The organism is Actinomadura chokoriensis, from assembly GCF_039529475.1.
GTDB lineage: Bacteria > Actinomycetota > Actinomycetes > Streptosporangiales > Streptosporangiaceae > Spirillospora > Spirillospora bangladeshensis.
Genome location: NZ_BAAAMW010000006.1, coordinates 132,204 through 153,792 on the forward strand (window position 1 = coordinate 132,204; position 21,589 = coordinate 153,792).

Sequence of the window (21,589 nt, forward strand, 5' to 3'; positions counted from 1 at the left end):
AGCCGGCGTCAACCGGCGCGCTGGAAGCGGCCGGGCGTCGTCCCGTAGCAGCGGACGAACCAGCGCGTCAGATGGCTCTGGTCGGCGAATCCGGTGCGGGCCGCGACGTCCCCGATCGCGCCGCCCCCGGCGAGCAGGCGCCGGGCGGCGCGGAGGCGGAGCTGGCGCTGGTAGTCGCTCGGCCCCATCCCGTAGGCCCGGCGGAAGCCCCGGTAGAGCGCGAACCGGCTGCATCCCGCCGCCCGGGCCAGCTCGTCGGCGCCGATGTCGTCCAGGTACGCCTCCTCCAGGCGCCGCCTGGCCCGCTCGACGAAGCCGCCGGCCGGGCCGGCGGCGGGGCGCCGCGTGGACGCCCGGTCGACCATCGCCCCGACCGCCGCGGTCAGCAGCTCGTCCCGCCGCAGGGCCGGGGCGCCGCCGAGCAGCGCCGCGTGCAGCCCGCGGAGGTTCCTCGCCAGGACGGGGTCGCTCACGACCGGGGAGGCGAACAGCGGCAGCCCGGCCGTCCGGCCCGCCATGTCGGCCAGCACGTCCGAGACCAGGTCGGGGCCGATGTGCACCATCCGGTAGGTGAAGCCCAGCTCGTCGGCGGCGTGGCCGTCGTGCGGATCGTCGGGATTGAACGCGATGACCATCCCGGCCGCGCTCGTGTGGGCGCCGCCCCGGCACCGGAACGCCTGGTGGCCGTCCTCGGTCACCCCGAACGAGTACGTCTCGTGGCTGTGCCGGTGGTACACGTGCCGCTCGAAGTGGGCGTGCATCGCCTCCAGGGGGCGGTCGGACGACCGCCAGTACCGGCTCCAGTCCACGCGTCCGATTCTGGCGCACGAGCGTTCAAGACGGACCGCCGTCCGGTGCGCGACCCTGCGTCGCATGCGTTTCGACACCAAGATCGGGATCGTGGTCCGCGACGACCTGGCCGCCTGGCAGCGGCTCAACGTGACCGCGTTCCTGGCGAGCGCCGTCGCCGCCGGCGTGCCCGGCGTCATCGGCGAGCCCTACGAGGACGCGTCCGGGAACCGGTACCTGGCGATGTTCCGGCAGCCGGTGCTGGTCTACGAGGCCGGCGCCGAGGCGATCCTGACGGCGCACGGCCGGGCCCTCGCCCGCGGCATGGACGCCGCCGTCTACATCGAGGACATGTTCAAGACCGGCCACGACGAGGCCAACCGCGAGACCGTCCGCGCGGTCGCGGCCGAGGAGATGCCCCTGGTCGGGTTCGCCGTCCACGGCCCGAGGAACGGCGTGGACAAGGTCCTCAAGGGGTTGCGGCTGCACCCGTGAGGCCGGCGAGCGCGGCCAGCCGCTCCCGGTGGCGGTCGGGCGCGCCGAGCAGCTGCCGGGAGCCCTGGGCGCGCTTGAAGTACAGGTGCGCGTCGTGCTCCCAGGTGAACCCGATGCCGCCGTGCAGCTGGATGGCCTCGCCCGCCGTGTGGAAGTAGGCGTCCGAGCAGTACGCCTTGGCCAGCGCGGCGGCGGCCGGCAGCTCCCGCGGGCTCTCGTCCGCGGCGGCGGCGGCGTTCAGCACGGCCGACCGGGCCGACTCGACCAGCACGAACATGTCCGCGCAGCGGTGCTTGATCGCCTGGAACGACCCGATCGGACGTCCGAACTGGTGCCGGACCTTCGCGTACTCGACGGTCATGTCCAGGGTCTTCTGCGCGCCGCCGAGCTGCTCGGCGGCCAGCGCCACGGCCGCGACGTCGAGCGCCCGCCGGATCGCGTCCTCCCCGCCGACCTTCCGCGCCGGGACGCCGTCGAACTCGATCCGCGCCAGCTTCCGCGTCTGGTCGAGCGTGACCGCGGGGGTCCGGACGAGGCGCGACACGTCCTCGACGGCGTAGACGCCGACGCCGTCCCCGCCCCTGGCCGCGACGAGGACCAGGTCGGCGATGTGCCCGTCCAGGACGAAGTTCTTGCTTCCCCGCAGCAGGCCGTCCTCGAACCGGGCCTCCATGTCGGCGGGATCCCAGGACCCGCCGTCCTCGGCCACGGCCAGCGTCGCGATCACCGACCCGTCCGCGATGCCGGGCAGCAGGTCGTGCCCGCCCTCACCGGCCTCCAGCGCCGCCGCCGCGGTGATCGTCGCGAGGAAGGGGGAGCACACGACCGCCCGCCCCATCTCCTCGAACACGACCGCCAGCTCCCGCACGCCGAACCCGGCGCCGCCGTGCTCCTCGGCGATCGCGAGGCCCTGCAGCCCGAGCTGCTCGGCCATCTGCGCCCACACCTTCGGATCGTGGCCCTCGGGCGTCTCCATCAGCCGCCGCACCTCGGCGGCGGGGGACCGGTCGGCGAAGAAGCGCCGCAGCGCGTCCCGCAGCTCCCGCTGTTCCTCGGTGACGACGAGCTTCATTCCGGCGGCCTCCCGCGCACGACCCAACGCTTGCACGCCCATCCTGCCGCGCGCCCGCCGCGCGGCCCGGCGCCGTCCCGGCCACCGGGACGGTCAGGGCGCCCAGTCGTGCGGCCCGAGGACGTACCCCTTCGTGGTCGAGTGCAGGTGGTTGATCAGCACCAGGTGCCCGAGCGCCGCCCACACGTCCTCCTCGGGACCGCCGACGAGCCGCCCGATCGTCTCGAAGTCCGCGGCCCCGCCGTCCTTGTCGATCTCCGCGACGGTCTCGTACACCGCCAGCTCGAAGTCCGACAGCTCCTGGACGTCCCCACGTCCAACATTTCGCTCATCCATAGACAAACCGTGCCCACTCGCACTCGTTCTATCTGCCCACCGCCGGAGGGGAGCCGTAGGCTGGGCATGCAAGACTCCATTGCTACGATCTGTATGCGGAAGGTGGCGCTCTGCTCATAGACTCGCCCGCGAGGAAAGGAGCAGAGCATGACTGCGATGGTTCATGAGCCTCTGTCGTATGGAGACGACGATGGTCTCCTCGAAGGTTTCCTCGCCCTCGACACCCCAGAGGGCTTCCGAGCCGAGCTGATCGACGGAGAGATCGTCGTGACCCCACCCCCCCTAGGCGACCACGAAGGATGCATAGCCAAGATCATCCGACAGGTCATCCGGTACAGCGCCACGGAGTTGGAATGCTCCGGCAACAAGGGCCTCAAGGTGCCGGGCACCGAGGGTCTCCCTAGCAACCATGTGATTCCGGACATCACCTTCGTCTCCGCTGAGGCGGACCCCTTCCGCGGGGCCGCCTCCTGGATGCCCGCCGACAACGACGCCATCGTGATGGTCGTCGAGGTGACGTCCTCCCGAGCGACGCAGGACCGGCAGGCCAAGCGGACCGGGTACGCGCGCGCGGGCATTCCGTTCTATCTGCTCGTGGACCGCGACGAGCGGACGGTGACGCTGTTCAGCGGCACCGACCGCACCGACTATCGGCACACGGACCAGGCGCCCTTCGGCAAGTCGCTCCCGCTGCCGGAGCCGTTCGAGATCGAACTGGACACCTCGGGCTTCGCCTGAGCCCGCGGCGCGGCGGCCGTGACGCTCAGCCGGTCTCAGCCGGGCTCGGCCACGCCGAGGAAGAAGTCCCGGACGTCCCCGGCGAACAGGTCCGGCACCTCCATCGCGGCGAAGTGGCCGCCCCGGTCGAACTCCGACCAGTGCCGGACGTCGTAGAGCCGCTCGGCGAGCGGACGCACCGACTGGGTGATGTCGTGCGCGAACACCGCCACGCCGACCGGCGCCCGGCACGCCGCGACCTGCCCGCGCGGAGCGTCGTGGTGCAGCCGCGCCGAGGAGGCCGCGGTGGCGGTCAGCCAGTACAGCGAGATGTCGGTCAGCATCCGGTCGTCGTCGACGGGCGTGCCGGGGTCGGTCCACTGCGCGAAGCGCTCGGCGATCCAGACCAGCTGGCCGACCGGCGAGTCGGTCAGCGCGTAGCCGATGGTCTGCGGGGTGAGGGCCTGCAGCGCCTGGAACGGCGGGCGGTTCGCCATCAGCTTCCTGACCGTGTCCAGCCGGGCCTCGTCCGCCTCCGACACCTCGACCGCGGGGTCCGGCCGGGTCGGCAGGTAGTTGACGTGCACCCCGACGACCTGCTCGGGCGCCGCCGCGCCGAGCGCGAGGGAGATGCCCGAGCCGAAGTCGCCGCCCTGCGCGCCGTAGCGCTCGTACCCGAGCCGGCGCATGAGCTCGGCCCAGGCCCGCGCGATCCGGGGGACGCCCCAGTCGCGCTCGCGGGTCGGCCCGGAGAACCCGAAGCCGGGGATGGACGGGATCACCAGGTGGAAGTCGCGCGACAGCGGCTCGATCACGTCCAGGAACTCCAGGAACGAGCCGGGCCAGCCGTGCGTGAGGACCAGCGCGAGCGCGTCCGGCCTCGCCGACCGGACGTGCACGAAGTGGATGTTCTGCCCGTCGATCTCGGTGGTGAAGTGCGGCAGCTCGTTGAGCTCGGCCTCGTGCTTCCGCCAGTCGTACCCGGTGCGCCAGTACTCGGCCAGCTCCCGGGCCCGGGCCAGCGGGAACCCGTAGTCCCATCCTGCGCCGTCGACCTCGTTGGGCCACCGGGTGCGACCGAGCCGCTCGGCCAGATCATCGAGGTCGGCCTGCGGGACGTCGATGCGGAACGGCTTGATCATCATCTCAACTCCAACCGGATCCCCTGGCCGCCCATCGTTTGAGCGACCAACGTTGGTGCAGCCAACGATAACACGATTCGTTGGCCCGGCCAACGATGTGGGATGGATGGGCTCTGCTCGCTCGACCGCGTTGATCGCCGGCACGGTCGAGGAGGCCGGCGCGGGCGGGCAGTGGAGCGGAGTCGCGAGCGTGCGCTGGGGCCGTCCGTAGCACCCGCTATGTGGCGGCTTCCGCTGGGAGGGTGGACGTGACCAGGCGGCGGATCGCGGAGAGGTCCACGGCTTCGGGGAGGACGTCTTCGCCGGGGTCGCCCTTGAACGCGCCCTCGACGTTGAGGAGCGTGCGGAAGAGGCGGGGGAGCACGGTACGGGCCAGGAGGTCCTCCGCGAGGGGGCCGGCGTCCGCATCGAAGTGGTCGGCCAGGTACGCGGTGAGGATGTCCCTGGTGGTGGCGAAGATGGCGTCGAAGTAGGCGCTCGAACTGCCCGGCAGGCGCTCGGCCTCGGCGATGCACAGGCGGCAAGTCCGCACCTGTGGCTCCCACGTCATCAGCTGGAGGAAGCGCCCGCAGAACAGCGCCACGGCCTCGGCCGGGTCGGCGGCGTAGGCGTCCGGCGTCTTCAGCCTGATCAGGTACAGCTCGCGGATGAGGTCGAGGATCGCGAGGAACAGCTTGTCCTTGCTCTCGAAGTGCGCGTACAGGGACCGCTTGGACGTCCCGGCGCGTGCCGCGACGGTGTCCATCGACGCCCGCTCGTAGCCGGTCTCCAGGAACACCTCCTTGGCCGTCACCAGTATGTGCCGGCGCAGTTCCGCGCCGCGCCGCTGCCGGATCCGGGCAGCGCCTTCTGGACTCATCGGGTGCCGTCCCCAAAAATAAACGGTACAGTCGAGTTTACTTTCTTGATGCCGTGCCGCTGGAGGCCAGTCATGATCGTCATCACCGCTCCCACCGGAAACATCGGACACCGGGTCCTCGACGCCGTCCTCGCCGGCGGCGAGCCGGTCCGCGTCATCGCGCGCGACCCGGCCCGGCTGCCCGCCGGCGTCCGCGAACGGGTCGAGGTCGTCCCAGGGTCGCACGGAGACCCGCAGGTCGTCGCGCGGGCCTTCGACGGCGTCGACGCCGTGTTCTGGCTGCTCCCGCCCGATCCCCGCGCCGCCGACGTGGACGCGGCCTTCGCCGGCTTCACCGCGCCCGCCGCGGAGGCGATGCGCCGCCTCGGAGTCGGGCGCGTCGTCGACGTCAGCGCCCTGGGCCGCGGCACCCCGCACGCGGACAAGGCCGGGTACGTGACCGCCTCCCTGGCCATGGACGACCTGATCGCCGGAACCGGCGCCGCCTTCCGCGCGCTGACCGCCGCCGGCTTCATGGACAACCTGCTCCGCCAGGTCCAGGCGATCAAAGAGCAGGGCCTGTTCTTCGACGTGATCACCCCCGACCGCCCCCTGCGCGTCGTCGCCACCCGGGACATCGCCGCCGTCGCAGCCCGCCTGCTCCTCGACACCACGTGGACCGGCCGCGCGGAGGTCCCGCTGCTGGGCCCCGAGGACCTCACCTACACCGACATGGCCGCCGTCATCTCCGATGTGCTGGGGACGCCCGTGCAGTACAGGCAGATCCCCGCCCAGGCACTCGAAGAGCGGCTCACCGGCCGCGGCATGTCCCCCGGCATGGTCGAGGGCATGGTCGAAATGCTGGAGGCCAAGGAGAAGGGCCTGGACGACGGCGTCACCCGTACCCCCCAGCACGCGACCGACACCCCCACCACCTTCCACCAGTGGTGCGAGCAAACCCTCGAACCGGCGGTGCGCGCCGTCTGACCACCGAGCGGTCCGACCGCCGGGGGTCAGCCGTAGCGCTTCAGTTCGTGGAAGAAGTCGGGGACGGTGTGCAGGGCGCCCGCGGCGGAGACCTGGTCGTAGACGTACTTGGCCACGGCCAGGTCCAGGACGCCGAGGCCGAAGGGGGAGAAGACGACCGGCTTGCCGGCGGGCGGCTTCGTCGCGCCGGTCAGGACGTCGTAGAGGGTGCCGGCCACGAAGTCGCGGTTGCCGACCTTCTGCTCGGCCAGGTGCGGGGACGTGTTGGCCTTCATGCAGTGCTCGACGTCGTCCACCACGTTGTAGGAGGCGAGGATGATCTCGGGGGAGAGGTCCCGCAGGGACACGTGCAGGACGAGCGGGTCGTGCTCGAACCAGGCCGGGTCGTGCACGTGCGGCTCGCCGGCGACGGTCGCGAAGACGACCAGGTCGGACGCGCGGATCAGCGACTCGGCGGAGTCGTGGATCGTGATCTCGCCCTTCTCCGAGCGCTCCAGGTAGCCCTTGAAGCCCTCGGCGTGCTCGCGGGAGAGGTCGTGGACGCCCAGTTCGTCGAACGTGAAGCCGTTCCCCGCCAGGTAGGTGTGGATGTAGCGGGCGATGAGCCCGACGCCGATGAAGCCGACCCGGCGGGGGCGGCCGCCGCGGGCGTCGGCGAGGACGGCGGCGGCCAGGGCGGCGGACGCGGCGGTGCGGGCCGCGGAGATGATCGAGCTCTCCAGGCACGCGAACGGGTAGCCGGTCTCCGCGTCGTTCAGGATCAGCACCGCCGAGGCGCGCGGGACGCCGTTCGCGACGTTGCCGGGGAAGCTGGAGATCCACTTGATGCCGTGCACGCCGACGTCGCCCTTCACCGAGGCCGGCAGGGCGATGATCCGGTCGGACGGGCGGTCCGGGAACCGCAGGAAGTAGGAGTCCGGGTTGACCGTCAGGCCCTCGCCGTGCAGCCGGTAGGCCGCCTCGACCATCCGGGTGACCTGCTCCTCGCGCCCGGCGACGGCCTCGTGGACCTGGGCGCCGGAGACCACGGCGAATGCTGGGACCTGCGTCATGGTGGGAAACTCCGTCATTTGTCGATGATCAGTCGCCGAGGATACCGGCCGGGTCGCAGAGCACGTCGCCGAAGTGCTCGCGCACCCAGCCCTCCTCGTAGATCGAGTCGAGGTAGCGCTCGCCGAGGTCGGGGGCGATGGCGACCGCGACCGGGTCCTCGCCGGGGTACTTCTCGTCCAGCCAGCGGGACGCGCCGGACACGACGGTGCCGGTGGACCCGCCGAACAGGAACCCGCGGGACGCGAGCGCGCGGACGGTCCGGATCGTGTCGGGCTCGGGGACGTGCACCACGTCGTCGATGAACGACTCGTCCACGAGGGCGGGCCGGCTGCTCGTGCCGAGGCCCGGCACCATCCGCCGCTCCGGGACGCCGCCGAACGTGACCGAGCCGACCGCGTCGATCGCCACGATCGTGACCGGGCGCCCGCGCTCGCGGAAGTAGCGGGCGCAGCCCATCAGCGTCCCGGTCGTCCCGGCGCCGACGAAGAGAACCTCCAGGTCGGGGAACTCGCGGTCGATCGCCGGCGCGGTCCCGCGGTAGTGCGCCATCCAGTTGTTGCGGTTGGCGTACTGGTTCAGCCAGACGTACCGCCGGTCCGACTCGCACAGGCCCCGGACGAAGGCGATGCGCCCGCCGAGGTAGCCGCCGTTGGCGTCCTTGTCGGACACGACGCGGACCTCCGCGCCGAGTGCCCGCATGACCCGCATCGACGCGGGGTTGCAGCGCGGGTCGGTGATGCACACGAACTTCAGACCGCGGCTCGCGGCGATCAGGCTGAGCGCGATCCCGAGGTTGCCCGACGACGACTCCACGATGATCGAATCGGCGGTGAGCACGCCCTCGCGTTCGGCCGCCTCGACCATCGCGGCGGCCGCCTTCAGCTTGACCGAGCCGGCGAAATTGAAGCCCTCGCATTTGAGGTAGATCGGCCGGTCTATGACATGCCGCAGATCGACGTAAAGGTCGTCGACATTGAAATCCTGCGGCGAGGTGATTATCGGCACGCGTCCACCCTCAAATGAAGAAACAATTCCCTCATCTTCCCCCGAGTTCGCCGCCGGGCCTCACGCCAGAGCCATGCGGAGCATCACCGTACCTTCGCGCATCTTCCCGTCGCAACCCTCTGCTTACCCGTCGGTAGGGTGGGAATGCGAGGTGCTTCTGGTGAACGCCGGACATAAGCTATGGCCTCCGCTCGTATTGCTGTTACAGCGGAGTGGTCCTACAACACGGAGAGTAATGATGAGTGCTCGCGGACCCGCGGTGGACCGGCTGCTGCCTGCGGCCGCCCTGCCCGCCCTGGAGGTGCCGGCGGCGCAGGCGGACCGGGCCCGGGAGCTCGCCGCCCGGCACGGCATGCTCCGCGAGCGCGGCGTCGACCTCGCCGACCCGGTCATCACGCGGGTGGAGCGGTTCGCCGCCGAGCGCGACCGCCCGGCGGTCGCCGACCGGCACCGCACCCTCTCCTACGCCGAGCTGGCCGCCGAGGCCCGCCGCATCGCCGCGCTGCTGGAGGCCGAGGGCGTCGAGCCCGGCACGGTCGTCGGCGTCGGCGGCGAGCGGTGCGCGGCCGTCATCGCCGCCTTCCTCGCGATCGAGCTGGTCGGCGCCCTGTACGTGCCGGCCGACGACACCTGGCCCGCCGGGCGCGTCCGCGACGTCCTCGACCAGGCGGGCGCGTCCGTGCTGGTCGCGGTGGACGCCGCCGGGACCGCCCCCGCCCTGCTGGAGGGCGCCGCGGAGGCCGGGTGCCGGGTCGTCCGCGCGGCCGCCGCCGAGGGGCTCGCCCCGTGGGCCGGCGAGCCCCGCCTGGACGCCCTCGACCAGCCCCGGTACGTCCTGTTCACCTCGGGTTCGACGGGCCGCCCCAAGGGCGCGGTGGTCGAGCACCAGGGCATGCTCAACCACCTCTGGGCGAAGATCATCGACCTGGAGCTGACCGGCGCCGACGTCGTCGCGTTCACCGCGCCGCTCGGCTTCGACATCTCGATCTGGCAGATGCTGTGCCCGCTGCTGCTGGGCGGCCGCATCGACGTGATCGGCGACGACGTCGCGCACGACCCGGAGGCGTTCGCCCGCGCGGTGGACGACCGGGGCATCACGATCGTGGAGCTCGTCCCCACCATGGTCAGGCACCTGCTGGACGACCTGGCCCCCGGCTCGCTGACGGCCCTGCGCTGGATGATCGCGACGGGCGAGGAGCTGCCCGCCGAGCTGTCCCGCCGCTGGCTGGAGGCGATGCCGCACGCCCGGCTCCTCAACGCCTACGGCCCGACCGAGTGCTCCGACGACGTCACCCACCACACCGTGACCGCCGGCGACCTCGACCTCCTGCGCCTCCCCATCGGCACGCCCATCGTCAACGCGCGCCTGTACGTGCTGCGCGAGGAGGACGGCGGCGCCTGGGCGGCCTGCGGCATCGGCGAGACCGGCGAGCTGTTCGTCGGCGGCGTCGTCGTCGGCCGCGGCTACCTCGGCAACGACGAGCGCACCCGCGAGGCGTTCTACCGCGACCCGTTCGACGCCTCGTCCCCGACCGGCCGCCTCTACCGGACGGGCGACGCGGTGAAGCTGCTGCCGGCGGGCGCCGGCGGCGAGGACCGGCCCACCCTGCAGTACCTGGGACGCGTCGACCGGCAGGTGAAGATCGCCGGGGTGCGGATGGAGCTGGGCGAGATCGAGGCGGTCCTGCAGCGGCACCCGGCGGTGGGCGCCGCCGTGGTGGTCGTGCACGAGTACCCGGCCCGCTGATCGTCACGCTCGGTGACCTGACTGGGTCGATCCGGTTGTCAACCTTTGTCATCCGGTGAGCGTCGAGAGCGTCCCGGCACCGGACGGGGACCGGCGGTTTTGTCACTCCTGTTAGCAACGGGACCGGCCAAGTTCTACTTTTGAGGGGATTGCGAGGCATGTGACAGGCTGGTTGACTGTGACTCCGCTACTCCTGAGTAGAACGTGGGTCGAGGGCGGTTCCGGTCAGAGCGGAAAGCGACGGCGCTCTGTATTGGCGGGAACACAGGGCGTTGACTCCGGGAAAACGCGGGCCGATCGCGTTCCCGGAAGCGGCTCGGGGTGAAAGGGGACGGGGAAAGCCCGATCAGTTCTGTGGTCATTCTCTCTGAATTTCTGCCCGCCGGTGCCCTGCCGGTTCCGATGCCGGGCGCAAAGGAAACCCCCTTCGACCGGGAAAGTGCCGCTTGATGTCCATCGAGTTCGTTCCTCTTTCGGCCGCTCAGCAGAGCGTCTGGTACGCGCAGCAGTTGGCGCCGGAAACGCCGATCCACATCGCGCAGTACATCGAGATCGAGGGACCGCTCGACCACGAGCTGTTCGACCGCGTCGCGCGGATCGGCGCCCACGAGGTGCTCGCGATGAACGCGCGGCTGGAGGAGCGGGACGGGACCGTCCACCAGATCCTCGACCCGGACGCCTCCGTGTCGATCCCGCTGGTGGACCTGTCCGGCGAGCCCGACCCCGACGCCGCCGCGCGCGCGTGGATGCGCGAGCGGATGGCCGAGCCGCTGCCGCTGGACGGCGGCCGGCTCTTCGGCACGGCCCTGCTGCGGCTGGCGCCGGACCTGCACCGCTGGTTCATCCGCGCCCACCACGTCATCCAGGACGGCTACAGCGGCTCGCTGATCAGCCGCCGTGCCGCCGAGGTCTACACCTCGCTGGCGAACGGCGGCGAGTACGTGCCGGCGGAACTCGGCGACTACCGGGCGCTGCTCGCCGCCGAGGAGGAGTACCGGGCGTCGGAGAGGTTCGAGCGGGACCGCGCCTACTGGACCGAGCGGTTCGCCGACCGCCCGGTCGCGGTGTCGCTGTCGGCCGAGACGGCCGAGCCCACCGCCGACTACCGGAGCCTGACCGGCCTCGTCCCGCCGGACGGGGCCGCCGCGCTCGCGGCCGGGGCGCGCCGGCTGCGCACGGCGGCGCCGGCCCTGGCGATCGCCGCGACCGCCGGGTACGTGGCGCGGATGACGGGCACCGAGGACGTCATCCTCGGGCTGGCCGTCACCGGCCGCACGTCCGGGCTGGCGCTGGAGACGCCGTCGATGCTGTCGACGATCCTGCCGCTGCGGGTCCGGGTCCGCCCCGGCATGACGGTGGACGACCTGGTCCGCGCCACGACGCGGGCGACGGCGCGGGCGCTGCGGCACCAGCGCTACCGGCGCGACGACCTGCTGCGCGACCTGAAGCTGGTGGGCGAGCCGCACCGGCTGTACGGGCCGGTCATCAACATCATGGCCTTCGACTACCGGCTGGACTTCGCGGGCCTGCCGGCGCGGATGCACGCGCTCACCACCGGGCCGGTCGACGACCTGTCGATCAACATCTACGACAACTTCGACGGCGCCGGGATGCGCGTCGACTTCGAGGCGCACCCCGACCTGTACACCGAGGAGCAGGTCTCCGCGCACCTGGACCGCTACGTCCGGTTCATGCGCGCGCTCGGCGCGGTGGACCCGGCCACGCCGCTCCGCGACGTCGAGCTGCTGGACGGCGCCGAGCGCTCCCGCGTGCTGGAGGAGTGGAACGACACGGCGCTGCCGGTGGAGCCCGCCGTCGTCCCGGAGCTGTTCGAGGCGCAGGCGGCCCGCACCCCGGACGCGCCCGCCGTCACGCACGCCGGCGCGACCCTCACCTACCGGGAGCTGGACGAGCGCGCCGGCCGCCTCGCCCGCCACCTCATCGGCCGCGGCGTCGGCGCGGGGGACTTCGTCGCCCTCGCCCTCCCGCGCGACGAGAACCTGATCGCCGCGGCGCTCGGCGTGCTGAAGGCGGGCGCCGCCTACCAGCCGATCGACCTGGCCTACCCAGCCGACCGCATCGCGTTCATGCTGGACGACGCGTCCCCGGCCTGCGTCATCACCACCGCCGACGCCGACCTGCCCGGCACGACGCCCCGCGTCGTGCTGGACGACCTCGACCTCGCCGCGTACCCGCCCGACGCCCCCACCGACGCCGACCGCGTCCGGCCGCTCCTCCCCGGCAACGCGGCCTACGTCATCTACACGTCCGGTTCGACGGGACGTCCCAAGGGCGTCGTCGTCTCGCACGCCAGCGCCGTCGACCTGTGCGCGTGGGCGCGGAGGGACTTCGGCCCCGACCGCCTCGCCCGCGTCCTGTTCTCCACGTCGCTGAACTTCGACGTGTCGGTGTTCGAGTGGCTGACGCCGCTCACGATGGGCGGGCACATCGAGGTCGTCCGGGACCTGCTGGAGGTCGCCGAGCGCGGCGGCTGGTCCGGGACGCTGGTCAGCGGCGTGCCGTCGGCGATGTCCGCGCTGCTCGCGGCCGGGGCGGCGGGCCTGGACGCGGGCGACGTCGTCCTCGCCGGCGAGGCGCTGCCCGCCAAGCTCGTCCAGGACCTGCGGGCCCTCATGCCGAAGGCCCGCATCGCCAACATCTACGGCCCGACCGAGGCGACCGTCTACGCGACGGCCTGGTTCGACGACGGCAACCTCGCCGGCCGCGCCCCGATCGGCGGCCCGATCGCCAACACCCGCGCCTACGTGCTGGACGCGTCGCTGCGGCCCGTCCCGGTGGGCGTGCCCGGCGAGCTGTACCTGGCGGGCGCGGGCCTGGCCCGCGGCTACCTGGACCGCTCCGCTCTCACCGCCGAGCGGTTCGTCGCCTGCCCGTTCGGGGCGCCCGGCGAGCGCATGTACCGCACCGGCGACCTCGCCCGATGGAACGGCGCCGGGCAGATCGAGTACCTCGGCCGCCTCGACCACCAGGTGAAGATCCGCGGCTTCCGCATCGAGCCGGGCGAGATCGAGACCGCGCTCGCCCGCCACCCGGCGGTGGCGCAGGCCGTCGTGGTCCACCGGGAGGACCAGCCCGGCAACCCGCGCCTCGTCGCCTACGTCGTCGCCGAGCCCGGAGCCGCGCCCGACCCGGACGGACTGCGGGACTTCGCCGGCGAGACGCTGCCCGCGTACATGGTCCCGGCGGCGGTGGTGCCGCTGGAGGCGTTCCCGCTGAACCCCAGCGGCAAGCTCGACCGCGCGGCGCTGCCCGCCCCCGACTTCGCGGCGCGGGCGTCGGGCCGCGAGCCGCGCACCCCCGCCGAGAAGCTCCTCGCCGACCTGTTCGCCGAGGTGCTCGGCGTCGCGCGGGTCGGGATCGACGACGGGTTCTTCGACCTCGGCGGCGACTCGATCATCGCGATGCGGCTGGTGTCGCTGGCCCGCCGGTCCGGTCTCGTGCTGTCCCCGCGCGAGGTGTTCCGGTACCCGACCGTGGAGGCGCTCGCGCAGGTCGTGCGGCACGCGGACGCGGACGCGGGCGCGGACGGGGTCGGCGGCGCGGCCGAGGAGCCCGGCGCGGGCGTCGGCGCGTTCCCGGCGACCCCGATCATGCGGTGGCTGCGCGACCTCGGCGGCCCGTCGGACGGGTTCAGCCAGAGCATCCTGCTGCGCACCCCGCCGGCGCTGGGCGTCGACGATCTGACCCGCGCACTCCAGGCGGTGCTGGACCACCACGACGCCCTGCGGATCAGCGTCCCCGATGGCGGCGACCCGCGGATCGCCCCGCCGGGCGCCGTCGACGCCGCCGCCTGCGTCCACCGGATCGACCTCGCCGGAGCCGGCGACGCGGCCCTGGCCGAGGCCGCCGCGGAGCAGGCCGAGCTGGCGCGCGGGCGCCTCGACCCCGCGTCCGGGACGATGGCGCAGCTCGTGTGGCTGGACGCCGGCGAGCACGCGCTCGGCCGGCTGCTGGTCGTGCTGCACCACCTGGTCGTGGACGGCGTGTCGTGGCGGATCCTGCTGCCCGACCTCGTCACCGCGTGGGCCGGGGGAGCACTCGAACCCGTCCCGGCGTCCTTCCGCACCTGGGCGCGGCGGCTGGCCGACGAGGCCGCCAGCACCGACCGCGCCGCCGAACTCGCCCTGTGGACCGAGATGCTGCGGACCGAGGACCCGCTGCTCGGCGCGCGCGCCCTCGACCCCGCCCGGGACACCCGCGGCACGGCCGGAAGCCTCACCCTGGAGCTGGACGAGGCCACCACATCGGCGCTGCTGACCGGCGTGCCCGCCGCGTTCCACGGCCGGGTCAACGACGTCCTGCTCGCCGGGCTGGCGCTCGCCGTGACCGAGTGGCGCCGCCGCCGGGGCGTCCCGACCCGCGACGCCGCCGTCCTGGTCGACGTGGAAGGCCACGGCCGCGAGGAACTCGGGCACGGCGCCGAACTGGACCTGTCCCGCACGGTCGGCTGGTTCACCAGCATGTTCCCCGTCCGGCTCGACGCGGGCGGCGCGGCCTGGGACGAGGTCCTCGCCGGCGGCCCGGCGGTGGGCGAGGCCGTCCGGAACGTCAAGGAGCGGCTCCGCTCGCTGCCCGACAACGGCATCGGCTACGGCCTGCTCCGCCACCTGAACGACGCGACCGGCCCGGAGCTGGCCGCGCTGCCCGCACCGCAGATCGTCGTCAACTACCTCGGCCGGGTCGAGGCCGGCGACGGCGACTGGAGCATCGCCGCCGAGGCGGGCGCCCTGGACGGCGGCGGCGACGCCGCCATGCCGCTCGCCCACACCGTGGAGATCGACGCGATCGCCCGCGACTCCGCCGCCGGGCCGCGCCTGTCGGCCACCTGGACGTGGGCCGGCCGCGTCCTGGACGGCGCGGACGTCCGCGAGCTGGCCGCCGCCTGGTTCGACGCCCTGCGCGGCATCGCCGCACACGTCGCGGCGGGCGGCGGCGGGCGCACGCCGTCCGACTTCCCGCTGATCGCGCTGACCCGGCCGGAGGTCGCCGAGATCGAGGCGGCGCATCCGGGGCCGGCGGACATCTGGCCGCTGTCCCCGCTCCAGCAGGGCTTCTTCTTCCACGCGCTGCTCGACTCCGGCTCCGACGTCTACACCGCCCAGCTCGTCCTGGACTTCGACGGTCCCCTGGACGTCCCCGCGCTGCGCGCGGCCGGGCGGGCGCTCACCGGCCTGCACCCGGGCCTGCGGGCCGCGTTCGCGCAGACCGGCGACGGCACCCCCGTGCAGATCGTCCTCGGCGAGGCCGAGGCGCCCTGGCGCGCGGTCGACCTGGACGGCGCCTCCGCCGACGAGGTCCAGCGCGTCATGACCGACGAGCGGGCCCGCCCCTTCGACCTCGAACGCCCGCCGCTGCTGCGCTTCGCGCTGCTCAGGCTGGGCCCCGCCCGCCACCGCCTCCTGCTCACCGCGCACCACATCATCCTGGACGGCTGGTCCGTCCCGGTGCTGGCCGGCGAGCTGCTGACCCTGTACTCGGGCGGGCGGCCCGCCCGCACCGCGCCGTACAAGGAGCATCTGGCCTGGCTGGACGCCCAGGACGGCGACGCCGCCCGCGACGCGTGGCGGGCGGCGCTCGACGGCATCGAGGGCCCGACGCTGCTGGCGCCCGCCGCCGCCGACGCACCGCCGGTGCTGCCCGAAGCGGTCGTCCTCGACCTGAGCCGGGAGCTGTCCGACGAGCTGACCGCTCGGGCGCGGAGCCGCGGCCTCACCCCGAACACTGTCGTGCAGGGCCTGTGGGGGCTGCTGCTGGCCCGCCTCACCGGGCGCTCCGACGTCGTGTTCGGCGCCACCGTCTCCGGCCGGCCGCCCGAACTGGCCGGCGCCGACCAGATGGTCGGGCTGTTCATCAACACGCTGCCCGTCCGGGTCAGGCTGCGCGACTCCGAGACCCTCGCGGAGAGCCTCGGCCGCCTCCAGGACGAGCAGTCCGCGCTGTTCGCCCACCACCACCTCGGCCTGGGCGAGATCCAGCGCGCGGCGGGCACGGGTCCGCTCTTCGACACGATGACCGTGTTCGAGAACTACCCGTTCGACGCCGCGCTGCTCGACGCCGCGTTCGACGGGGTCCGGCTCGTGGACGCCGACCTGGTCGACGCCACCCACTACCCGCTGACCCTGCTCGCCGTCCCCGGCGAACGGCTCCGGCTCCGGCTGGAGTACCGGCCCGACGTCTTCGACCGCGCCACCGCGGAGCGGCTGACCGCCCTGCTGGACGGCCTCGTCCGCACTCTCGTCGCCGACCCGGAGCGCCGGGTCGGCGACATCGCGCTGCCCGGCGCGGACGAGGTGCGGACCGTGCTGGCCGCGCTCGGCGCCGCCGAGACCCCCGCCATGGCCCGGCGGAGCGCGGCGCCCGGCGGCAGCCGGCTGGTCGCCTACGTCGTCGCCGCCCCCGGCGAGTCCGTCGACTCCGAGGAGCTGCGCGCCCACGTCCGGGAGAGCCTGCCCGAGTCGATGGTGCCGGCCGTCGTGGTCGTCATGGACGAGCTGCCGCTCACACCGAACGGCAAGGTCGACACCAAGGCGCTGCCCGAGCCGGAGCCGACCGGCCCCGGCACGGCCTACCGGGCGCCGCGCGACGCCCGCGAGGCCGCCGTCGCCGGCATCGTCGGCGACCTCCTCGGCATCGAGGCGCCCGGCATCGACGACGACTTCTTCGACCTCGGCGGCGACTCGCTCGTCGCCATGCGGGTCGCGACCCGGATCCGCCGCGCCCTCGGGGTCGAGCTGCCCGTCCGCGCCCTGTTCGAGGCGCCGACCGTCGCCGGCCTCGCCGCGCGTGTCGCCGCCCTGGAGGGGGGCGGCGCCGGCCGCCCGGCGCTGGAGCCCCGCGAACGCCCCGCCGTGGTCCCGCCGTCCTACGCCCAGCAGCGGCAGTGGTTCCTGAACCGCTTCGAGGGGCCGTCGGCGACCTACAACATGCCGGTGGCGCTGCGCATCCGCGGCCCCCTGGACGCGGACGCGCTCCGCGCCGCGATCGGCGACCTGGTGGACCGGCACGAGACGCTCCGCACCGTCCTGCCGGACGCCGGGGGAGCGCCGCGCCAGCTCGTCCTGGACCCGGCCGCCGCCCGCCCCGAGCTGGAGGTCGCCGGCACGACCGAGGCGGAGCTGCCGATGCGGCTCGCGACGGCCGCCGGGTACGCGTTCGACATCACCGCCGAGCCGCCACTGCGCACCCACCTGTTCCGGATCGGCCCGGACGAGCACGTCGTGCTGCTGCTCCTGCACCACGTCGGCGGCGACGGCTGGTCGATGGCGCCGCTCGCCCGCGACCTCGTCACCGCCTACCTGGCCCGCGCCGGCGGCACCGCGCCCGATTGGGCGCCGCTGCCCGTCCAGTACGCCGACTACACGCTCTGGCAGCAGGAGCTGCTCGGCTCCGAGGACGACCCCGAGAGCCTGGTCTCGCGGCAGATCGCCTACTGGCGGGACGCCCTCGCCGGCCTGCCCGAGGAACTGCCGATCCCGGCCGACCGGCCGCGCCCGGCGGAGGCGTCCTACCGGGGCGGCACCGAGCGGTTCCTGCTCGGGGCGGACGTCCGCGCGTCCCTCATGGCGATCGCGCGGGAGACCGGCGCGAGCCCGTTCATGGTCGCCCAGGCCGCGTTCGCCGCCCTGCTGACCCGGCTCGGCGCGGGCACCGACGTGCCGATCGGCTCGCCGATCGCGGGCCGCATGGACGAGGCCCTGGACGACCTCGTCGGCATGTTCGTGAACATGCTCGTCTTCCGCACCGACACCTCCGGCGACCCGTCGTTCCGGGACCTGGTCGGACGGGTGAAGGAGACCGACCTCGCCGCGTACGCGAACCAGGACGTCCCGTTCGAGCGGCTCGTCGAGGTGCTGAACCCGCCGCGCCACCTGGCCCGCCACCCGCTGTTCCAGGTCGGCCTGACCTTCCAGAACAACCCGGAGGCGCGGCTGGAGGCGCCCGGTTTCAGCGCCGAGCCGGAGCCCCTCTCCGCCGGCGCGTCCCGGTTCGACCTGCTCATGATCCTCACCGAGCGGGAGGACGGGTTCGAGGGTGAGCTGGAGTACGCGCTCGACCTCTACGACCCGGCCACCGCGCGGCGGCTCGTCGAGCGGTTCGAGCGGTACCTGGCCGCGCTGCTCGCCGACCCGGACGCGCCGATCGGCGCCGCGGACGTCCTCTCCGCGGACGAGCGGACCCGCATCCTCGGCGCGTGGGCCGGCGGCGACGCCGCCCCCGTGGAGCGGACATCGATCCCGGCGCTGTTCGAGGCGCAGGTCGCGGTGCGTCCGGAGGCGTTCGCGGTGACGTTCGATGGTGTGTCGTGGACGTATGGCGAGGTGAACGCGAGGGCGAATCGTCTGGCGCACCGGTTGATCGGGCAGGGTGTCGGTCCTGAGCAGTTCGTGGCGTTGGCGCTGCCGCGTTCGGCCGACCTTGTCGTGGCGATCCTCGCGGTGTTGAAGACGGGTGCCGCGTATGTGCCGATCGATCCGGATTATCCGGAGGACCGCATCGCGTACATGGTCGAGGACGCCAAGCCCGTCCTCACGCTGGGCCCGGACGACCTGGACGCGTCAGGCTACGACGACTCCAACCCCGGTGTCGCCATCGATCCGGATCACCCGGCGTACGTCATCTACACGTCGGGTTCGACGGGTCGTCCCAAGGGTGTGGTGATCCCGCACCAGAACGTGGTGCGTCTGCTGCGCTCGACCGAGCAGTGGTTCGAGTTCGGTCCGGACGATGTGTGGACGTTGTTCCACTCCTATGCGTTCGACTTCTCGGTGTGGGAGTTGTGGGGTCCGCTGCTGTACGGCGGCCGACTGGTGGTCGTCCCGTATCTGACGTCGCGGTCGCCGGAGGACTTCCTCAAGCTGCTGGACGCTGAGAAGGTCACCGTCCTCAATCAGACCCCGTCGGCGTTCTACCAGCTCATGGCGGCCGACAAGGCGAACCCGGGTGCCGATCTGGCGCTGCGCTCCATCGTCTTCGGCGGCGAAGCCCTGGAGCTCGGCCGTCTCGAAGACTGGTACTCCCGGCATCCTGAGAACGCTCCGACGCTCGTCAACATGTACGGCATCACCGAAACCACGGTGCACGTGTCGTACATCGCCCTGGACCGCGCCTATGCGGCGACGGCGCCGGGCAGCGTCATCGGCGTCGGCATCCCCGACCTGCGCGTCTACGTCCTGGACGACCGCCTCCAGCCGGTCGCGCCGGGCGTCGTCGGCGAGCTGTACGTCTCCGGCGCCGGCTTGGCGCGCGGCTACCTGAACCGCCCGGCCCTGTCCGCCGAGCGGTTCGTCGCCGACCCCTACGGCGCGCCCGGCACCCGCATGTACCGCACCGGCGACGTCGGGCGGTGGCTGGACGACGGCCGCCTCGAATACCTCGGCCGCAGCGACCAGCAGGTGCAGTTGCGCGGCTTCCGGATCGAGCTCGGCGAGATCGAGTCGGCCCTCGCCCGCCACGACGCGGTCTCGGACGTCGCGGTGATCGTCCGCGACGACCGCCTGGTCGCCTACGTCGCCGGATCGGGCGTCGACTCCGCCGAGCTGCGCCGGTTCGCCGGCAAGGACCTGCCCGACTACATGGTCCCGGCCGTGGTCGTTGAGCTGGACGCGCTGCCGCTGACGGCCAACGGCAAGCTGGACCGCAAGGCGCTTCCCGCCCCCGACTATGCCGCCAAGGTGTCGTCCCGTACGCCGCGCACCGCCGAGGAGGAGACCCTCGCCCGGCTGTTCGCCGAGGTGCTGGGCCTGGAGCGGGTGGGGATCGACGACGGGTTCTTCGACCTGGGCGGTGACTCGATCATCGCGATCCAGCTGGTGTCCCGCGCCCGCCAGTCGGGCCTGGTCATCACGCCCCGCGACGTGTTCCAGCACCAGACCGTCGAGGAGCTCGCCGCGACCGCGACGCCGGTCGGGGAGGGCGAGGAGGTCGAGGCCGAGGCGCCCGGCGCCGGGACCGGCCCCGTGCCCGTCACCCCGATCGTCGCGTGGCTGCGCGACCGGGTCGGCGGCGACGCCGCGCTCATCCGCGGCTTCCACCAGTCGACGCTGCTGCGCACGCCGCCGGACCTCGGCATCGAGCGGCTGACCGCCGCGTTCCAGACCCTCCTGGACCACCACGACATGCTCCGGCTCCGCCTGGACGGATGGCAGCCCGTCGTCCGCCCGCCCGGGGCGTGCGACGCGGCCGACCTCGTCACCCGCGTGGACGCCGCCGGGCTGGACGCCGACAAGCTCCAGGCCGTCGTCACCGAGCAGGCCGCCGCCGCCCGCGACCGCCTCGACCCGTCCGCCGGCACGGTCGCGCAGCTCGTCTGGTTCGACGCGGGCGAGGAGCAGGGCCGCCTCCTCCTCGTCCTGCACCACCTGGTCGTGGACGGCGTGTCGTGGCGCATCCTGCTGCCCGACCTCGTCACCGCCTGGGCCGGCGGGGCGCTCGACCCCGTCCCGACCTCGTTCCGCCGCTGGGCGCAGAAGCTCACCGCGTCCGAGCGGGGCGAGGACGAGCTGGAGGACTGGCTCGACATCGTCGACGGCCCGCCGCAGAACCTCGCGAAGCGGCCGCTCGACCCGCGCGTCGACATCGCGGCCCGCGCCCGCTCGGTCACCCTCGACCTGCCGGCCGACGTCACCGGGCCGCTGCTCACCGACGTCCCGGCCTCCTTCCACGGCCGGGTCAACGACGTGCTGCTCACCGGCCTCGCCCTCGCCGTCGCCCAGTGGCGCCGGCACCGGGGCGGGCGCGGCACCGGCGTCCTCATCGACCTGGAGGGCCACGGCCGCGAGGACGTCGTGCCCGGCGCCGACGTGTCCCGCACCGCCGGCTGGTTCACCTCGATCCACCCGGTCCGGCTGGACGCGGGCAACGCGACCGGGGGCGCGGCGCTCAAGACGGTGAAGGAGCAGCTCCGGGCGATCCCGGACGGCGGCATCGGCTACGGCCTGCTGCGCCTCGGCGGCGGCGACGCCGCCGAGGAGCTGGCCGCCGTCCCGCCCGCGCAGATCGCCTTCAACTACCTCGGCCGGGTCGCGGCCGGGGACGAGGGCGGCGACTGGACGCTCGCCGCCGAGGACCTCCCCGCGGGCGAGGACCCGGCGATGCCGCTCGCGCACGTCCTGGAGATCAACGCGGTCACCCGCGACCTGCCCGGCGGGCCCGTGCTGTCGGCGACCTGGACGTGGCCGGGCGGCCTGCTGGAGCCCGCCGACGTCCGCGAGCTGGCGGAGGGCTGGTTCACCGCGCTGCGCGCCCTCGCCGCCGACGCCGCCGCCGGCGACGCGGCCGGCTTCACCCCGTCCGACCTGCTCGTCGACCTGGACCAGACCGAGATCGACAAGCTGCAGACCGCGTGGAGGCACAAATCTTGACTTCCACCCCTCCCCGAAAGAAGGGGG

The 21,589-nt window shown here is 73.3% G+C and carries 12 protein-coding genes; 5 read left to right on the forward strand and 7 right to left on the reverse strand.

Features of this window, described 5'->3' with window-relative positions:
• Positions 1-8: 8 nt before the first annotated feature.
• Positions 9-809, reverse strand: coding sequence for an AraC family transcriptional regulator (locus ABFX46_RS15860; protein ID WP_346042900.1), 801 nt, complete (start codon positions 807-809; stop codon positions 9-11).
• Positions 810-873: 64 nt separating this feature from the next.
• Between ABFX46_RS15860 and ABFX46_RS15865 the strand changes: the two genes are divergently transcribed.
• On the forward strand, positions 874-1,284 hold the full coding sequence (locus tag ABFX46_RS15865; protein ID WP_346042901.1) for a DUF2000 family protein: 411 nt from the start codon (positions 874-876) through the stop codon (positions 1,282-1,284).
• Here the strand turns inward: ABFX46_RS15865 and ABFX46_RS15870 are convergent.
• Positions 1,259-2,356 (reverse strand): acyl-CoA dehydrogenase family protein, encoded by a 1,098-nt coding sequence (locus ABFX46_RS15870; RefSeq protein ID WP_346042902.1) that lies wholly within the window; start codon positions 2,354-2,356, stop codon positions 1,259-1,261. The genes ABFX46_RS15865 and ABFX46_RS15870 overlap by 26 nt on opposite strands.
• Positions 2,357-2,449: 93 nt before the next feature.
• Positions 2,450-2,692 carry a hypothetical protein gene (locus tag ABFX46_RS15875; RefSeq protein WP_346042903.1) on the reverse strand — a complete coding sequence of 81 codons (243 nt, stop codon included), beginning with the start codon at positions 2,690-2,692 and terminating at the stop codon, positions 2,450-2,452.
• Positions 2,693-2,839: 147 nt separating this feature from the next.
• Between ABFX46_RS15875 and ABFX46_RS15880 the strand changes: the two genes are divergently transcribed.
• Positions 2,840-3,430 carry a Uma2 family endonuclease gene (locus ABFX46_RS15880; RefSeq protein WP_346042904.1) on the forward strand — a complete coding sequence of 197 codons (591 nt, stop codon included), beginning with the start codon at positions 2,840-2,842 and terminating at the stop codon, positions 3,428-3,430.
• Positions 3,431-3,465: 35 nt separating this feature from the next.
• Here ABFX46_RS15880 and ABFX46_RS15885 read toward each other — a convergent pair whose 3' ends face one another.
• The gene (locus tag ABFX46_RS15885) at positions 3,466-4,551 is read right to left on the reverse strand and encodes an epoxide hydrolase family protein (RefSeq protein WP_346043195.1); all 1,086 of its coding nucleotides are present in this window, start codon (positions 4,549-4,551) and stop codon (positions 3,466-3,468) included.
• Between the two features lie 217 nt (positions 4,552-4,768).
• Positions 4,769-5,410 carry a TetR/AcrR family transcriptional regulator gene (locus tag ABFX46_RS15890; RefSeq protein ID WP_346042905.1) on the reverse strand — a complete coding sequence of 214 codons (642 nt, stop codon included), beginning with the start codon at positions 5,408-5,410 and terminating at the stop codon, positions 4,769-4,771.
• Between the two features lie 72 nt (positions 5,411-5,482).
• On the opposite strand from ABFX46_RS15890, the gene ABFX46_RS15895 reads away from it, so the two are divergent.
• Complete coding sequence (locus ABFX46_RS15895) at positions 5,483-6,376, forward strand: NAD(P)H-binding protein (RefSeq protein WP_346042906.1); 894 nt, start codon at positions 5,483-5,485, stop codon at positions 6,374-6,376.
• 26 nt (positions 6,377-6,402) lie between these two features.
• Here the strand turns inward: ABFX46_RS15895 and sbnB are convergent, their stop codons facing one another.
• Together sbnB and sbnA are read right to left on the reverse strand one after the other, a co-directional pair.
• Complete coding sequence (gene sbnB / locus ABFX46_RS15900; RefSeq protein ID WP_346042907.1) at positions 6,403-7,446, reverse strand: 2,3-diaminopropionate biosynthesis protein SbnB; 1,044 nt, start codon at positions 7,444-7,446, stop codon at positions 6,403-6,405.
• Between the two features lie 10 nt (positions 7,447-7,456).
• Positions 7,457-8,434 (reverse strand): 2,3-diaminopropionate biosynthesis protein SbnA, encoded by a 978-nt coding sequence (gene sbnA, locus ABFX46_RS15905; protein WP_346042908.1) that lies wholly within the window; start codon positions 8,432-8,434, stop codon positions 7,457-7,459.
• A 259-nt stretch (positions 8,435-8,693) separates the two neighbouring features.
• On the opposite strand from sbnA, the gene ABFX46_RS15910 reads away from it, so the two are divergent.
• Positions 8,694-10,181 carry an amino acid adenylation domain-containing protein gene (locus ABFX46_RS15910; protein ID WP_346042909.1) on the forward strand — a complete coding sequence of 496 codons (1,488 nt, stop codon included), beginning with the start codon at positions 8,694-8,696 and terminating at the stop codon, positions 10,179-10,181.
• Positions 10,182-10,630: 449 nt separating this feature from the next.
• Positions 10,631-21,562 carry an amino acid adenylation domain-containing protein gene (locus ABFX46_RS15915; protein WP_346042910.1) on the forward strand — a complete coding sequence of 3,644 codons (10,932 nt, stop codon included), beginning with the start codon at positions 10,631-10,633 and terminating at the stop codon, positions 21,560-21,562.
• Positions 21,563-21,589 lie beyond the last annotated feature (27 nt).

Coding starts and splice junctions, on each gene's coding strand:
- ABFX46_RS15865 (WP_346042901.1), top strand. CDS start 874: ATGCGTTTCGACACCAAGATCGGGATCGTGGTCCGCGACGACCTGGCC.
- ABFX46_RS15870 (WP_346042902.1), bottom strand. CDS start 2,356: ATGAAGCTCGTCGTCACCGAGGAACAGCGGGAGCTGCGGGACGCGCTG.
- ABFX46_RS15875 (WP_346042903.1), bottom strand. CDS start 2,692: ATGGATGAGCGAAATGTTGGACGTGGGGACGTCCAGGAGCTGTCGGAC.
- ABFX46_RS15880 (WP_346042904.1), top strand. CDS start 2,840: ATGACTGCGATGGTTCATGAGCCTCTGTCGTATGGAGACGACGATGGT.
- ABFX46_RS15885 (WP_346043195.1), bottom strand. CDS start 4,551: ATGATCAAGCCGTTCCGCATCGACGTCCCGCAGGCCGACCTCGATGAT.
- ABFX46_RS15890 (WP_346042905.1), bottom strand. CDS start 5,410: ATGAGTCCAGAAGGCGCTGCCCGGATCCGGCAGCGGCGCGGCGCGGAA.
- ABFX46_RS15895 (WP_346042906.1), top strand. CDS start 5,483: ATGATCGTCATCACCGCTCCCACCGGAAACATCGGACACCGGGTCCTC.
- sbnB (WP_346042907.1), bottom strand. CDS start 7,446: ATGACGGAGTTTCCCACCATGACGCAGGTCCCAGCATTCGCCGTGGTC.
- ABFX46_RS15915 (WP_346042910.1), top strand. CDS start 10,631: ATGTCCATCGAGTTCGTTCCTCTTTCGGCCGCTCAGCAGAGCGTCTGG.